This window comes from Mycobacterium seoulense (genome assembly GCF_010731595.1).
Taxonomy (GTDB): Bacteria; Actinomycetota; Actinomycetes; order Mycobacteriales; family Mycobacteriaceae; genus Mycobacterium; species Mycobacterium seoulense.
This window is the reverse complement of the sequence record NZ_AP022582.1, coordinates 1,734,249-1,749,899: the sequence shown is the minus strand read 5'-3', so window position 1 is coordinate 1,749,899 and position 15,651 is coordinate 1,734,249. Positions and strand designations below refer to the sequence as shown.

The window sequence follows — 15,651 nt, the reverse complement described above, 5'->3', positions numbered from 1 at the left end:
AACCTAGGCGACGCGTGGGGCGCCGCACCACGCGGCGAGCGCGTCCCCGAGTTCGGAATCGCCGCATCCGTCCACCCAGGCGACGTGCCCGTCCGGACGGATCAACACCGCGGCTGGAGGCCTGACCGCGCCGACTACGGGAAGCTCCCAGGTGCCCGCATATTCCGCGTCGATCAGCCGGACCCGATCCGCCCACGCGGGGATGTCGAACCGGCGGGGTTCGCCGAGGTTGAGCAACACCGGCCGGGCCCGGTGCAGCAGCGTGAAAATCCGCAGCGGGCCGTCAGCGGTGAGCACCTCGAGATCGGGCACGCGGCGTCCGAGCAGTGGGTGTCCGTCGCCCAAGTCGTAACGGATGTCCAGGCCGGACATCATGCCGGCGAACCGTTTGCGAGGTTCGTCCATGTCGAGCAGCTCAGACATGATGTCGCGCACCGCTTTCGTGCGGTCATCCGGGCGAAGAAGCGCCATTTGCGCGATCGAGTTGCGCAGCACCCGCGCGGCGATCGGGTGCCGTTCGGCGTGGTAGGTGTCGAGCAGCCCGTCGGGCGCGAACCCGTTGACCACCTGTCCCAGCTTCCATCCCAGGTTGACCGCGTCCTGCACGCCGGTATTCAGGCCCTGTCCGCCGACGGGATGGTGAACATGCGCGGCGTCACCGGCCAGCAGGACGCGTCCGTCACGATAGGTCGCGGCCTGTCGCGCCATGTCGGTGAACCTGGAAAGCCAAGCGGGACTGTGAATCCCGTAATCCGTCCCGTAGACGGCGGTGAGCGCCTCGGTCAGGTCGCGCAACGTAGGTTCGCCGTTGGGCTCGAGGCGCTGCTCGGTGACCATCACCCGCACCCGCCCATCCTCCGCCGCGGCCAGGGAGTGGACTCCAAGCGCGTCGTGGCGGATTCCCCATTCCGGCGGTTCGCCTGTCCCGAAATCCATTTCGACCTCGGCGAGCAGGTAGCTGGTGGTCGGCTCCCACCCGGGGAAGTCGATGCCGGCGGCCTTGCGGACCGCGCTGCGTCCACCGTCGCAGCCGACGAGGTATCCCCCTCGCAGAGACCGGCCGTCGGACAACGCGACGTCCACGCCGCCGCGGTCTTGGGCGATGCCCGTCACCTCGTGTCCGCGATAGAATCGCACTCCCAGCTCGTTGACCCAGTCGGCGAGTATGCGTTCAATCTCGTTCTGCCACAGCGCGAGTCCGTACGGGTGGCGGGTGGGAAAGTCGCTGATGTCCAGACGAATCTGGGAGAACCCGGTGACCTGGGCGACTTGTCCGCGGGCAAGGAACCGGTCGGCGATCCCTCGCTGATCGAGAACCTCGATGGTGCGCGCATGCAGACCGCCGGCGCGTGCACCGATGACGTCCTGGCCGGCGCGCCGCTCGACTATCGCCGTATCGGCCCCCGCCAACGCCAATTCACCGGCCAGCATCAGCCCCGTCGGACCCCCTCCGGCCACCAGCACCGCGTGGTCGACGTTTTCGTGCGACGACATTTTCAAACCCCCAGACCAGAGCGAAATTCGGCTTCGGCCAGCGATTGTGCGGCATTACCCGGCCCTTGCCGCAAGCCCCCCGGTGCGCTATAGGTTGAGAGTGGGAGGGCGATGATTCGCCGATCGGTCCCAAAGCGCATCGATGGCCCGGTAGATCCGCTGCTCGCTCACCGGCCGCGGGGTGCCCAGCTGCTGGGCCCACAGACTCACCCGCAGTTCCTCGATCTGCCGCGCGACGTCGCGGATGTCGTCCGCCCCCCGCCGTGCGGCTGGCAGGGAGTGCGCCAATTCGTCGTAGGCGTGCTGGACGGCGCGCACCCGCCGCATCCGCTCTCGGTCCGCGTCGACCCCATGCGGCAGCCGCTCGAGGCGACGGCGGATTGCGGTCAGGTAGCGGGTGAGATCGGCCAGGTGAGCGCGTCCGGTCGTTGTGACGAACCCCGGCGGCAAGAGCCGATCCAGCTGAGCGCGGATGTCGGCGATGGCGTCGGCCTGCGCGTGCGGCGGCTGGCCGGGCAGGAGGAGTTGCACTTCCCGTGTAGCGGCCAACACCTCCTCCACGCGGCCCGCGATGTCGGCCGTCGTCGACACCAGATTGCTGCCCACCCGATCGCGCAGCGTGGCGAACTCGTCGCGGGTCCACACCGGCCCCGGCATCAGCGTGTCGGCGCCGGCGTCGGCGCAGTCCTCGAGCAGCGCGGTCAGCGAGCCGTCCGGGTTCGCGCCCAGCGCCAGCCGTGTGCGTGGGCTTAGTTGTCGCTCAACCGCTTTGACCGGCGATGCCACACTCAAGCGCAGCAATCGGCGCGTGCCTGAACCCAGCATGCCGTCCCGCTCCGCCGACGTCGCAAACACCCGCAGGTCGACCGCGTGACCCGCGTCGACGAAACCGGGAAAGCCGCGCACGGCGCGGCCGTCGACCGTTCGCTCGACGACTCGCGGCAGCACGCCGAGGTCCTCGGGCCAGGCGCGCAGGCCAGAGCGCTCCAGCTCGCCGGCGACCGTCCGGGCGACCGCCTGGCGGGCGGGTGCGGCCAGCCGATGTTGTAACGCACCGAGGTCCTTGCCGCGGGCGATCTCGCTGCCGTCGGTGGATTCGACGGCGAAGGTCACCCGCAAATGCGCGGGCAACTTGTCCAGGTCGAAGGCTTCGATGGGCACCAAAATCCCGCTACGAAGCCGTAATTCACGTTGTACCGCCTCCAGTAGCGGCTCTCCCCCGGGATCGATGGCGGCCAGCACGGCGCGGGCCGCGTCGGGGGCGGGAACGAAGTTGCGGCGCAGGTCTTTTGGCAGTGATCGGATGAGCGCGGTCACCAGCTCCTCGCGCAGCGCCGGCACCTGCCAGGCGAACTCGTCACCGCCCAACCGTGCCAGCACGTCGATCGGCACGTGCACCGTGACACCGTCGTCGGCGGCGCCGGGTTCGAACCGGTAGGTCAGGGGCAGCGTGACGTCGCCGGAATGCCAGGCGGTGGGCCGCTCGGCGTCGGCGGTGTCGCCGGTGCGCAACAGGTCGGCACGAGTGAAGGTCAGCAGCTCCGGGGTCTTGTGGCGCTGCCTCTTCCACCACGCGTCGAAGTGCCGCGCGGAGACGACTTCGGCCGGGATGCGGGCGTCGTACAGCGCGTAGATCTCGTCGTCGCCCACGAGCAGGTCGCGGCGGCGGGCCCGCTCCTCCAGCGCTTCGAGCTCGGCGCGCAGTCGCGCGTTGTCGCGGAAGAAGTGATGGCGCGTCTGCCAGTCGCCCTCCACCAGCGCGTGCCTGATGAACAATTCCCGCGCCACCGCCGGCTCGACGCGGGCATATCCGACCCGGCGCCGCGCAACCAAGGGCAGGCCGTACAGCGTCACCCGCTCATAGGCCATCACCTCGCCGCGCTCGGCTTCCCAGTGCGGTTCGCTGTGGGTGCGCTGCACCAGGTCGCCCGCGACGCGCTCGACGACCTCCGGCTGGATGCGGGCGGCGGTGCGCCCGTACAGGCGGCTGGTCTCGACCAGCTCGGCGACGACCACCCACCGCGGCGGCCGCTTGGTCAGCACCGAGCCCGGTGCCAGGACGAATCGCGAGTTCCGCGCGCCGAGGTAGTCGCGCGCGTCCTCGCGGCGCATTCCCACATGCGACAGCAATCCGGCCAGCACCGCCGCATGCACCCGCGCCGGGTCGGCCGGTTCGCCGGACTCGACGACACCGAGGTCGCGGGCGATGCCGCGTAGCTGACCGACCAGGTCCTGCCACTCGCGGATGCGCAGATAGTGCAGGAACTCGTCTCGGCACATCCGGCGAAACCCATTGCCCGACAGAGTCTTCCGGCGCTCCCGTAGGTAGCGCCAGAGATTCAGGTAGGACAGGAAGTCGGAGTTCTCGTCGGCGAAGCGGGCATGCTTCTGGCGGGCCGCATCCTCGCGGTCGGTCGGCCGTTCTCGCGGGTCGTGGATGGTCAGCGCCGCGGCCAACACCAGCACCTCTGCCACGCATCCCTCGGTCTCGGCCTGCAGGATCATCCGGCCCAGCCGTGGGTCGACCGGTAGCCGCGCCAAGCGACGGCCGAGTTCGGTGATGGCGCCGTGGCCGTCGAACGCTCCCAATTCCTGCAGCAGTTGCACACCGTCGCGGACGCTGCGCCGGTCCGGTGGGTCGAGAAATGGAAAGTTCTCCACCTCGCCGAGCCGCAGCGCCGCCATCTGTAATAGCACCGCGGCGAGGTTGGTCCGCAGGATCTCGGGCTCGGTGTAGCGCGGACGGGCCGCGAAGTCCTCCTCGGAATACAGGCGGATGCACACGCCGGCCGCGACCCGGCCGCAGCGGCCCGCTCGTTGCGCGGCGGACGCCTGGGAGATGGGTTCGATCGGCAACCGCTGCACCTTCAACCGGCGGCTGTAGCGCGAAATACGGGCGTTGCCGGGGTCGACGACATAGCGGATGCCGGGCACGGTCAGCGACGTCTCGGCGACATTGGTCGCCAGCACGACCCGGCGCCCGGTGTGGGGTGCGAACACCTTCTGCTGCTCGGCGGTCGGCAGCCGGGCGTACAACGGAAGGACTTCGGTGTGTTTCAGCCCAGCCAAAGCCTCTGCGGTGTCCCGGATTTCGCGTTCACCCGAGAGGAACACCAGGACGTCCCCGGGCGGCTCGGCCTCGAGCTCACCGATCGCGTCGACGATCGCCTCGACCTCGTCACGGGTCTCGGTGCGCACGATCTCGTTGTCGGGGTCATCGGGATCGTCCTCGAGCCCACCGGTGATCGGGATCTCCAAAGGGCGGTACCGGATCTCCACCGGGTACATCCGGCCGGACACCTCCACGATGGGCACACCCCCGAAGTGGTCCGCGAACCGGCGCGGCTCGATGGTCGCCGAGGTGACGATCAACTTGAGGTCGGGGCGGCGCGGCAGCAGCTCCCGCAGGTAGCCCAGCAGGAAGTCGACGTTCAGGCTGCGCTCGTGGGCCTCGTCGAGGATCAGCGTGTCGTAGCGCAGCAGGCGGCGGTCGCGCTGAATCTCGGCGAGCAGGATGCCGTCGGTCATCAGCTTGACCAGGGTGCGGTCGCTGACCTGATCGGTGAACCGGACGGTGTAGCCGACCGTTTCGCCCAGCGGGCTGCCCAGTTCGTCGGCGATGCGCTGTGCGACCGTGCGCGCGGCCAGCCGCCGGGGTTGGGTGTGCCCGATGGTTCCGCGGACGCCGCGGCCCGCGTCGAGACAGATCTTGGGCAATTGGGTCGTCTTGCCCGAACCGGTTTCGCCGGCGACCACGACCACCTGGTTCGCCCGCAGCGCGTCGATGATGTCCTGCCGCCGCTCGCTGACCGGCAGGTCGGGATAGCTGATCGTCGGTACGGCGGCTTTCCGGGTGGCCACGAGCGCTTCGGCATGGGCGATCTGCTCGGCGAGCTGCCGCAGCTTGTCGGGTTTCGCCGAGCGCAGATTCTTCAGGCGCCTTCCCAGGCGCGCGGCGTCACGGGTGGTGAGACCGTCGAGGCGTTTGCGCAACTGCGCGACGGACGGTTCGGCCACTCGGGCCAGGATAGGCCAGCACAGGCGAGGTGCGGCTTGCGCCGAGGCGACTGAGCGCTCCCGAGCAGGTAGTGCCAGAATTGGCCGCACTCCGCAGCATCGTGCGCGACGAGGAGTTGACGAGATGGGTCCTACCCTGGCCCGCCCTTTCGGTGGTGGGGTCCCTCGCCGAAACCGCGTGCCGCTGCGCACAGACGCGGGGAGCGCCTTCTACCGCAGGCAACAGGTTCGGCTGCTCCGGATTTACTTCGGTGCCACCACATTCCTTTACCTCTACGGTGTGGTCTTCACATTGTTCCCGATCCGCCGGGGGCTGACGCTGTCGAATCCGATCGGCGGCATCGTGGCGATTGGCCTCGGTGTGGCGGCGCTGGCCCTGCTGGCCGTTCGGCCCGACAAGCTGGGGCCCGCGACGGCCGCTGCGATCGCGGCTACGCCCATCGTGATGGCGTTCCACCGAACGATCACCGCCGAATTCGCGTGCCTGATCGGCCCGATGTTTTTGGCCATGTATCTGCGTGCGTTCTACCCGGTACGCCGCGGCGCGACCTTGGTCGCCGTTCTCACGGCGGCCTGCGTCGTCGCCCTCGCGGCCGCTCCCACTCCGAAACTGTTCATCGACTACGCGATCTTCGTGATCGCGATCCTCGGAGCCGCCGAGTCGTTCGGGTTGCTCATGCGGGCCCTGGTCACCGCGGCGTGCACCGACCCGCTGACGGGCCTGCTCAACCGTGCCGGCTGGGAGATTGCCACCGCGGACCTGCTGGCGCGATCGCGGTCCGCGTCATGCATCGTCACCGTGCTGGCCCTCGACATTGACAACTTCAAACGAATCAACGACACCAAGGGGCACCTGGCCGGGGATGAGCATCTGATCGGCCGGGCGAGCCTCTGGCGAGAAGCGTTGCCCCCCAAGGCGGTTCTTGCCAGACTCGGCGGGGACGAGTTCGCGGTGTGTATCGCCGAGCGCACCGCCGCGACACCGGCCACGGCGGAGCGGTTCATCGCCGACGTCCTGGCTCGCACGCCGGGCACGAGTATCGGGCGAGCGTCGTGTGACGGCGTGAGCGCCGACGTCGCCGCGCTGCATGGGGCCGCCGACACCGATCTCTACGCCATCAAGCACAAACGATCTCCCTGACCGGCGGCCCCGAATCCGGCTAAGGCCCGCCCGCGTTACCCGACCTGGCCTCTCGATGACGCACGCCGTCGCGGTCAGCCGTATGCTTTGCCGGATTGGCAAGAGCACGGCAGGGTATCGGATAGCGGCCGCTCCGCGTCGGCGGGAGGCGGCGGCGTACGAGCGGAGATCAACGAAAAGCGACATGACGGAACCCGACAAAGCGCCCCTCAGCCGTACTCGCCAGCTGGAAAACATCGTCGATCAGCTCGACGAGAAGGTTGCCCGTGAGCGGGAGGCGCAGGGCGTTCCCGGCAAGCCCAGCGAGCGCGAGGATGCCGAGGTCCGCGGGTCCGAGAAAGAACCGCCGGACTGAGCCGTCCGACCGGAGCGCCCGACGAAATTAGGGTGAAGCGATGAGCCTTGTCACGTATGAGCTGGACGACCACATCGCCACCCTCACCCTCAACCGCCCCGAGGCTCGCAACGCCATCAATGGTGCGCTCCGCCAAGACCTCAACGCCGCCTGGGAGCGGTTCCGCGACGACCTGGACGCGTGGGTCGCGATCCTGACCGCGAACGGCAGCGTCTACTGCGCCGGCGGCGACCTCAAGGACGGCGAGGGCTCGGTCGGCACCTTCGGCGGCACCTTTTGGGAGAAGCCGACGATCAACTCGTTCGAAAGCGGGATGGAGCTGTTCAAGCCGACCATCGCCGCCGTGCACGGCCCCTGCATCGGCTACGGGCTGACCGGGGTACTGTTCTGCGACTTTGTCATCGCCAGCACCGAGGCCAGCTTCTGCTACCCCGAGGTATCGATCGGGGTGCCGACGATCGTCGGCGCCATCCGGCTCCCCCAACGGGTCGGTTGGGCCAACGCCATGGAGCTGCTGCTGACCGGCAAACCGATGAGCGCGGAGCGGGCCAAGGAGATCGGTCTGGTGTGGAAGCTCGTCGAACCCGATCAGCTGCAGGCCGAGGCCAAGGCGTGGGCCCGCACCCTCACCGAGGCCGCGCCCCTGGCCCAGCGGGCGACGAAGGAGGTGGCGTGGCGAACGGCGGACATGGGCTGGATCGAGTCGGTGCGCTTCGGCGAGACCATGCGCAAGGTGGCCGGGGCGACCGAGGACGTCGCCGAGGGGCTGCGGGCATGGGCCGAGAAACGCAAGCCGCAATGGCGCGGCCGCTAGGAGTGGGCGAGCGGTTGCGCGGCACCATCGTGGATCCCGGGGACGAGTGGACCGGCCCCATTATCGCATCCGATCTACCGCCCACTGACGATATCCGTTGTGCTGCAAAGAGACTCAGCTGCGTTCGGCCGCGTCCACGTGCTAGCGCCAGCCGCCGGGACGACCATGGCCGGCGATGTGACAGGATTTCGGCATGAGTGCACGCAGACTTGCTCGCATTGTTGGTGTCCCCGTGGTGGCGACGTGGGCGGGGCTGAGTGCCCCCCTGTGGGGATCTTCGGCCCTTCCCGCCGCCGTTGCCGATCCTTGCTCCGACGTTTCGGTGGTTTTCGCACGCGGCACTCACCAGGAGCCCGGTCTCGGCAACATCGGACAGGCCTTCGTGGATTCGCTCACCGCACAGCTCGGCGGGAAGTCCGTCGATGTCTACGCGGTCAACTACCCGGCCAACGACGACTATCACAACAGCGCGAACGCCGGCTCCAACGACGCGAGCACGCATATCCAAGACACCGTGGCCAGCTGCCCGAACTCCAGGATCGTGCTCGGCGGATACTCCCAGGGCTCCACGGTGATCGATCTGGCCACCAACGCGATGCCGGCCTCGGTCGCCGATCACGTCGCCGCCGTAGCCCTGTTCGGCGAGCCGAGCAGCGGATTCTCGACGATGCTGTGGGGCGGGCAGCCACTGCCGACGATCAACCCGGCGTACGGATCCAAGATCATCAGCCTGTGCGCCCCGGACGACCCGATCTGCTCCGGGGGCGGCAACATCATGGCGCACGTCTCCTACATCGACGCCGGGATGACCGCCCAGGCCGCGACGTTCGCGGCCAACAAGATCAACCAGGGTCCGTCACCGCGCGTCTGACGCGTCAGTCGTTCACCCCGGCCCCGGACGTGTGCGGGATGGCGTTGAGCGATCGGCTACCGTCGGAGGTATGTCCAAAGTCTCCGGTAACGACCTCATCGACGACGTCACCCCTGGCGACATCATCGCCGTCGACCGCGGCTCTGGTGCACGGCCCTACAAGGTGGTGTTCAAAGATGCCACCGAGGGGGGCTACGTCGTCACATTCCAGGACGACGGCGGGGAGACCTTCCAGCTCGACTTAGCCGCCGGCACCACCGTGACGAGGTCGCTGGGGTCCAAGTGGGAATCTGCGCAAAGCCCCACACCGCAGGCGGAAGCGTAAGCAACACGGCGATCGCGGGCCGCATCGACGTTGCCTTACCGGCCGATGGTGACGCGGTCGCCGACGCGGACGACGCCCTCCGCCGTCACCGCGAGATAGGCACCCGCGCACGGCTGAGCTCCGTGACCGCCCGTGTCCCAACGGTTCTCGGCCGCAGGTATCCGCAGGGCCTGCGGGGCGCGAGGGAGTGACCCATGCTCGAGCGTCGGCACGACACACCGTGACGTAGCCGTCAGGACGCGCAGCCTGGCGCTGCCGATCGCGATTTCCGCTCCAACCCAATCATTTTCGGCGTAGGGCGGGTAGCCAGGTGGTGTCGCGATCACAATGTTGGGGCGGTACCGCAGCGCCTCGACGCCGATGTGCTCGAGCGTGGCCGTGGTGATGGCGTGCAGTGGGGCCTCGTCGGTGAACGCGTCACCAGGGGTGGCCTGGGCAATCTGAAGAATGCGCCCGCCGACCTCGGCGTCCAAGCCCAGCTCCAGCAGCTTCTCCGGATCCGGCCGCACCAGCGTCGCACCTTCGGGGCGCTGCGTGACCAGTCGGACCGCCCGGCCCAGCAGTCGCGAGAGGAGGTCGTCGATGCCGGGGTCGTCGGCCGCCACACTGGTCCCGTCGGGCAGGCCGATGTTCACCCGTCCGGTGTCCCCCTTGGCGGTGCACTTGAGCAGGCCTCGCCACATCCGGGCGTTCTTGGCGCTCGCCACATGCCCGGTTTCGGCGTCGAGCAGCGCGAGCCGTCGGTCCCCTTCCGCGCCGTGCTCGTCGACGAACATGCTGGGCACGGTTTCGCCGAGCATCGACTTCACCGGGTAGCGGAGCAGGCTGTGCACCCGCATGTCTACCGTCGCGGGACCCGAAAAGGCCGTCGAATCCTCCAACTGCCACCCTCACTCGACCGCACGAATTATCCCGCTCAGCCTATGCGGAATCGGCGGCTATACCGGTGACGGGTCGGGAGGCGATTAACCCGGGCAGTACGTGGACTCCGCCGCGCTGACCCAGCCGGTCATGTCCGCGAACGTGAATCCCAGGTTGTGCAATTTTGCCAAATACGCGTCGTCGCCGGTCACGATTAACGCATCGAGATACAAAGATCGCACGAAACAATATCCGATGACATCTGTCGATATCGGGGCGTCGTCTTGCCCAAAAGGCGACGCCACCAATGTCGGCGCGCGTGGACTCAGTGTGGAAGCAGTCGCTGTTTTTGCTCGAGGAACTCATCCTCGGTGATGATCCCGGCGTCGCGCAGGGATGCCAGCTCGCGCAGCTCGGCGGCGATGCTGGTGATCGGGCCGCCGGCCGGCACCTGCGGCGATGCCGTGCCGTCCTGCGCCCCCTTTTGCGTTGCGGCCCTGATTCGTTCGGCGCGGCCCGCGCCGCCGGTGCCGGCCATAGCCCGCCCGGCCATGCTGGCGGCGGCCATCTCACCGAACAAGCTTCCGGAGCTGCCGGACGACGCCTGCGCGGCGGCGCCCGCACTGGTGGCCGGCAATGCCAGGGCCGCCGGACGTACCGCGGGCGCGGCCGCCGTCCAGGCCGGCGGCACCGACAAACCACCGACCATGTTGGCCTGGCCCAGACCCGCCGTCGCGACCGACCCGCCCGCCAGATTGGTGATCACCGGGAAAGGCGTCGGTGGCACCGGGGCCGAACCGGGCCAGGACTGGACTCCAGCCCAGCCGCTCACAATGTCATCGGTGTGGAAACCGGTCAGAGCACCGGAAACATCATAGGGAAGCGCTACCACGGCGGCCGCGAGTCCGGCCGTCCCGACTTCGGGGTCGACGAACACCGCGCTCAGGTCCGCCGCCAGGCCCAACAGGTCCCGCCCGCCGAAGCCGAAATCGAGGGGGCTGGCGAGGTTGACGAGCGCGTTGGGCGTGGCGGAAAAGGCTTGCTGCGTCGACGAGAGGGCGCTTTGCACCTTGCCCGCCGAGGTGCCGGTGGCCTGGGTGAGGGCGGCCGCTTGCCTGACAGTGCCGCCCGCGTCGGTGCTTTGTTGCGGCGACGCGAACGGCGTCAGCCTCGTCGCCGCCGCCGACGACGCCGCGTAGCCGTACATGGCTCCGGCATCCTGGGCCCACATCTCCGAGTACTGCGCCTCGGTGGTCGCGATCGCCGGCGTGTTCTGCCCGAAGATGTTCGTCGCGATCAGGGACGTCAGCAGGCTGCGGTTGGCCGCGATCACCGGCGGTGGCACCGTTTCCGCGAACGCCGACTCGTAGGCGGCCGCCGCGGCTTTGGCCTGGTTGGCGGTTTGTTCGGCCTGTGCCGCCGCGGTCCTCGTCCAGTCCACGTAGGCCGCGGCCGCGGCCGCCATCGCCGCCGCGGACGGCCCCAGCCACGGCCCACCGGTCAAGGCCGCGATCTCCGACTGGTAGGAGGTCGCCGCGGAATGCAGCGCGGCCGCTAGCGCGTCCCAGGCCATCGCGGCGGCGAACATCGGTGCCGCCCCGGGCCCCGAATACATGCGCGCGGAGTTGATTTCCGGAGGCAAAGCCGCGAAGTCCATGTAGTCGTCTCCTCCGGACGGTTCAAGAGGTGGCCACAGTGTTAATGGCTCACTGCGGGCCGTTGTGGGGTAGCCCAACGGACGGCAAACAAATCGTGATCTCTCTAGTAGTACATGGCCCGCGATGACGCACGACCGAGTGTTGCCCCCTGACCATGCCGCATTCGCCTCAGACGCTCGAGTATCGCCGGTGACGACGAATGCTGCGACTTCAGCCGTCCCAGATCACCGATCAATTACCTCCGTATCGCGGCGGAGCCTGTCAACCCCGCGGACGGCACCGACATAACCGGTCTGCTTGGATCGATGCAATCGCCGCGAGTTAGGTCGTTAATGAAAATTGTGTTGGCAGGCTACGGAAGCCGGGGCGACGTCGAGCCCTGCGTCGCCGTCGGTCGCGAGCTGCTCCGCCGGGGTCATGACGTGCTCATGGCTGTCTCACCCGACAAGCTCCGGTTCGTCGAATCAGCCGGGGTGACCGCCGTCGCCTACGGGCCGGACACCCGCGAGCAGATAAGCACCGCGACGGATTTCGTTCACCGCGTCCAGGATCCGATCAGCGCGCTGCCGGAACTCGTGGAGCGGGTCACTCAGGTGTGGGCGGAAAAAAGCGCGGCCCTGACGTCGTTGGCAGAGGGCGCCGACCTGCTGGTCGCCGGCATGAACGAGCAGCGGCTGGCCGTCAATGTTGCGGAGTTCTACGCCATCCCGTTCGCCGCGCTGCACTTCTTCCCCGCGCGGGCGCTGGAACTCGGCGGGTTCCAGGCGCACATCACGAACGTCGCCGACGGCGCGCAACGGGCGACGCTTGGCTTGCCCGAAGGCGCCGGATCGTCGAGAGAAGTGTTGGAGATCCAGGCCTACGACGCGCTCTGCGTACCGGAGCTGGCGGCTGAATGGGCCCAAGCCGACCACCGACGGCCGTTCGTCGGGTCGCTGACGCTGGACATGCCGACCGCGGTCGACAACGAGGCGTTGTCGTGGATCGCCGACGGACCGCCGCCCATTTACTTCGGCTTCGGCAGCACGCCGGTCACCTCGCCTGCTGAGACGGTTGCCGTGATCGCGGGGGCGTGTGAGCAGTTAGGCGAACGAGCGTTGATTTGCAGTGGCCCAAACGATTTCACGCATCTTGCGCGGGAAGGCCACACCAAGATCGTCGACGCGGTCAACCACGCGACCGTCTTTCCGGCCTGCCGCGCGATCGTGCACCATGGGGGCGCCGGCACCACCGCCGCGGGACTGCGGGCCGGCGTCCCCGCGTTGGTGCTCTGGCTCTGGCTCGATCAGCCGATCTGGGCATCTGCGGTCAGTCAGCTCGAAGTGGGCATCAGCAGGCCGTTCGCGGAATCCACCTACGATTCACTGGTGGCGGATCTGCGCTCCCTGCTCGGCGGCGATTACGTTACGCGAGCCCGGGAGGTGGCCGCACAGATGACCAAGCCCGCCGAAAGCGTCGCGAAGGCCGCCGACCTCCTCGAATGCGCCGCCCACTCGGGGCTGACGGGCACTGAGACCAGTGGTGCAAAGCGTCCCGGTCGTGTAGAAGGTTCTGGTGCAGGGTCCGCCTACTGAGCCGTTCGATCCGTCGATGCTTTACGAAGCGATGATCAGGCGGTTGTACCGCCGTTCGTCGGCCGAGGGCCACATCAGGGTGCCGGCCGTGCCCGCCTTGATCGACGAGTACGTCCAGATATGCGCCAACGTCTGCGCCACCCTGGGCGTCTGGCATACGGCCGAAGAGTCGTCTCAGCTCAGGAAGTCGCTGAAGGCCGAACTGGCCAAGGGCTTCAAGGCCTCCCCCCGTTCCGACATCGTCATCTCCTTCACCGCCCCCTTCGGTACGGTCGTGAACTTCCGCGTCAAGGCCGAGTGGCGGACACTCGACGCCGATTACGACGAATGGGTGGCGGTCCGTCCGCCGCCGCTGTTCGGCGCCGAGCCCGACGCGCGGGTGGTGGCGCTGGCCGCCGAAGCGGCCGACCCTACGACCTACCGCGTGCTCGACGTCGGCGCGGGAACCGGGCGCAACGCCCTGGCTCTCGCCCGACGCGGCCACCCGGTGGACGCGGTAGAGATGGCGGCGAAGCTCGCCGATGTCATGCGTGCGGAGGCCGAGAGCGAATCGCTGGCCGTACACGTGATTCAGAGCGACGTCTTCACCGCGATGGAAAACGTGCACTCCGCATACCAGCTGATGGTGCTTTCCGAGGTGGTGCCCGACTTCCGGACCACGCAGGAGTTGCGGGGCGTGTTCGAACTCGCCGCCGATTGCCTGGCTCCCGGCGGGCGTCTGGTGTTCAACGCCTTCCTGCCCCGCGAGGGCTACGTTCCCGACGAGGCCGCGATCGAACTCGGTCAGCAGTGCAACACCATGATCTACACGCGCGAGCAGATGGCGAGCGCGGTCGACGGGCTCCCCCTCGCGCTGGTCGCCGACGATTCGGCGTACGACTACGAGAAGGCCCACCTGCCCGAGGGCGGTTGGCCGCCCACGGGCTGGTTCGAGGGATGGGCCAACGGTCTCGATGTGTTCGACGTCGAGCGCGAGCACTCGCCCATCGGTTTGCACTGGCTCGTCTACCAAAAGGCGGGCTGAGTTTCAGGCGGTCAGGTCACGCGTCGCGGGCCCCTCCAGCAGCGTGCCGTCCGGCGCGAACCGCGACCCGTGCAGCGGGCACTCCCAGGCCTTGTCGGCGTCGTTCCAATTCACGATCCCGCCGAGGTGCGGGCACACCGGGGAAACCACGTGCTCGGTGCCGTCGACGCGGCAGCGCGCCTCCAGATGCCACGGCGGCCCGCTCACCACGCCGCCCTCGTCGGCGCCGGGGCTGCGACGGCCGGTGCGCAACAGCGGGGTGATCCAGCCCTTCGCCAGATCGAATCCCACCTCGAGGTTGGCCTGCAAGGCCGTCGGCAGGCCGGACAACTCGTGGGGGCTCCAGCTCGCGAACGCCCTGGCCCAGTCCATCCGGCCGCCCAGGATCCGGCTGGACAGTGCCAGGGCCGCGGCGGCGCCGTTGGTCATCCCCCACTTGTTGAATCCGGTTGCCACGAAGATGGTTTCGGTGTTCGGCAAGATGGGCCCTACGTGGGGCAGCTGGTCGATGGGTGTGTAGTCCTGCGCCGACCAGAAGTGCGTCTGCTCGGCACCCGGATAATGCGTGCGGGCCCACGACGACAGTTCCTCGAGCGCCTTCGACGGGCTCTTCTCGCGGCCGACGGTGTGGCCGGCCCCGCCCACAATCAGCCGCTCCCCGTCCGCGACGGGCGCGTAGCGCACCGAACGCGTCGGCGAGTCGGTGGAGATCATCATCGGCCTGGTGATGGTGCCGGGCACCCTGAACGCCAGGCAGTAGGAGCGGCTCGGCTTCACGCGCGCGAAATACCCGCCCCTGTCCAAGATCGGGATGCCGGTGGCCAGAACCAGCTGCCGGGCTTCGAGTTCCACGTCGCGCCGGGCGGGGTCGTTGACGTGCACCCGCACGTGGTCGCCGCGGGTGGAAACCTTCCGGACCCGCGTGTGCTCGACGAGTCGTCCGCCGCGGTCGAGCAGTTCCCTGGCCAGCGCGTCCAGGAAGGGCATGGGATCGAACTGCGCTTGGTCGGGCAGCCGCACACCGCCGTGATACGGGAACGGAACCCCGGCGTCGTCGTCCCAGACGGCGGGCAGCCCCACCGCCTGGCACGCCTTCAACTCCCGGCGAGCCGACGGCACTCCCTTGGCGGACTGGGCGTAGGTGTAGGCGTCCTCGCGCTGCACCGCGATGCCATGTGACTCGCAGTAATCGATCACCCAGTCTTGGCCTTCGCGGTTGCCCTCCACGTAGGCGCGGGCCAGCTCCCTGCCATGCCTGGTCAGGATTTTCGACAGGTGGGTGCCCTGCAGCAGGCTGATCTTTGCGGTGGTGTTTCCCGTCGCGCAGGCCCCCACCGTGCGCGCCTCGAGCACCAGCACGTCCTTACCCGCACGGGCAAGCAGAACCGCGGTCATCAGTCCGGTGATGCCGGCGCCCACGACGATGACATCCGCGGACCGGCTACCCCCGTCAAGCTTGCTTGGGGCCCAAGGCTGTTCGGCTCGGTTGTCCATCCATAAAGACGTCACGGGAGGGC

Annotated in this window: 12 protein-coding genes; 7 read left to right on the top strand and 5 right to left on the bottom strand. The window is 68.4% G+C overall.

The window, feature by feature from the left end; all coding sequences use genetic code 11:
• Positions 1 to 3 precede the first annotated feature (3 nt).
• Together G6N37_RS08015 and hrpA are read right to left on the bottom strand one after the other, a co-directional pair.
• Positions 4 to 1,494: an FAD-dependent monooxygenase gene (locus tag G6N37_RS08015; RefSeq protein ID WP_163678370.1), complete on the bottom strand. Its 1,491-nt coding sequence runs from the start codon at positions 1,492 to 1,494 to the stop codon at positions 4 to 6.
• Positions 1,495 to 1,581: 87 nt separating this feature from the next.
• Positions 1,582 to 5,511, bottom strand: a complete 3,930-nt coding sequence (gene hrpA / locus G6N37_RS08010; protein WP_163678367.1) for an ATP-dependent RNA helicase HrpA — start codon at positions 5,509 to 5,511, stop codon at positions 1,582 to 1,584.
• Positions 5,512 to 5,689: 178 nt separating this feature from the next.
• Between hrpA and G6N37_RS08005 the strand changes: the two genes are divergently transcribed.
• The 5 genes from G6N37_RS08005 (at position 5,690) to G6N37_RS07990 (ending at position 9,017) form a co-directional block, all read left to right on the top strand.
• Positions 5,690 to 6,652 (top strand): GGDEF domain-containing protein, encoded by a 963-nt coding sequence (locus tag G6N37_RS08005; protein WP_163678364.1) that lies wholly within the window; start codon positions 5,690 to 5,692, stop codon positions 6,650 to 6,652.
• A 184-nt stretch (positions 6,653 to 6,836) separates the two neighbouring features.
• Positions 6,837 to 7,007 (top strand): hypothetical protein, encoded by a 171-nt coding sequence (locus G6N37_RS25840; RefSeq protein ID WP_167527370.1) that lies wholly within the window; start codon positions 6,837 to 6,839, stop codon positions 7,005 to 7,007.
• A 40-nt stretch (positions 7,008 to 7,047) separates the two neighbouring features.
• Positions 7,048 to 7,821, top strand: a complete 774-nt coding sequence (locus tag G6N37_RS08000) for an enoyl-CoA hydratase/isomerase family protein (protein WP_163678361.1) — start codon at positions 7,048 to 7,050, stop codon at positions 7,819 to 7,821.
• A 193-nt stretch (positions 7,822 to 8,014) separates the two neighbouring features.
• On the top strand, positions 8,015 to 8,692 hold the full coding sequence (locus G6N37_RS07995) for a cutinase family protein (protein WP_163678359.1): 678 nt from the start codon (positions 8,015 to 8,017) through the stop codon (positions 8,690 to 8,692).
• A 70-nt stretch (positions 8,693 to 8,762) separates the two neighbouring features.
• Complete coding sequence (locus tag G6N37_RS07990) at positions 8,763 to 9,017, top strand: hypothetical protein (RefSeq protein WP_163678355.1); 255 nt, start codon at positions 8,763 to 8,765, stop codon at positions 9,015 to 9,017.
• A 35-nt stretch (positions 9,018 to 9,052) separates the two neighbouring features.
• On the opposite strand, the gene G6N37_RS07985 is transcribed toward G6N37_RS07990, so the two are convergent.
• Positions 9,053 to 9,856, bottom strand: coding sequence for an MOSC domain-containing protein (locus G6N37_RS07985; RefSeq protein ID WP_372514680.1), 804 nt, complete (start codon positions 9,854 to 9,856; stop codon positions 9,053 to 9,055).
• Between the two features lie 347 nt (positions 9,857 to 10,203).
• Complete coding sequence (locus G6N37_RS07980) at positions 10,204 to 11,535, bottom strand: PPE family protein, SVP subgroup (protein ID WP_163678350.1); 1,332 nt, start codon at positions 11,533 to 11,535, stop codon at positions 10,204 to 10,206.
• A 333-nt stretch (positions 11,536 to 11,868) separates the two neighbouring features.
• Here G6N37_RS07980 and G6N37_RS07975 point away from each other — a divergent pair, with 333 nt between their 5' ends.
• A complete protein-coding gene (locus G6N37_RS07975) occupies positions 11,869 to 13,110 on the top strand; it encodes a glycosyltransferase (protein ID WP_163684748.1) in 1,242 nt (413 codons plus the stop codon).
• A 16-nt stretch (positions 13,111 to 13,126) separates the two neighbouring features.
• Positions 13,127 to 14,134 (top strand): class I SAM-dependent methyltransferase, encoded by a 1,008-nt coding sequence (locus G6N37_RS07970; protein WP_163678336.1) that lies wholly within the window; start codon positions 13,127 to 13,129, stop codon positions 14,132 to 14,134.
• 3 nt (positions 14,135 to 14,137) lie between these two features.
• On the opposite strand, the gene G6N37_RS07965 is transcribed toward G6N37_RS07970, so the two are convergent.
• Complete coding sequence (locus G6N37_RS07965) at positions 14,138 to 15,628, bottom strand: FAD-dependent oxidoreductase (protein ID WP_163678334.1); 1,491 nt, start codon at positions 15,626 to 15,628, stop codon at positions 14,138 to 14,140.
• Positions 15,629 to 15,651: the final 23 nt, after the last annotated feature.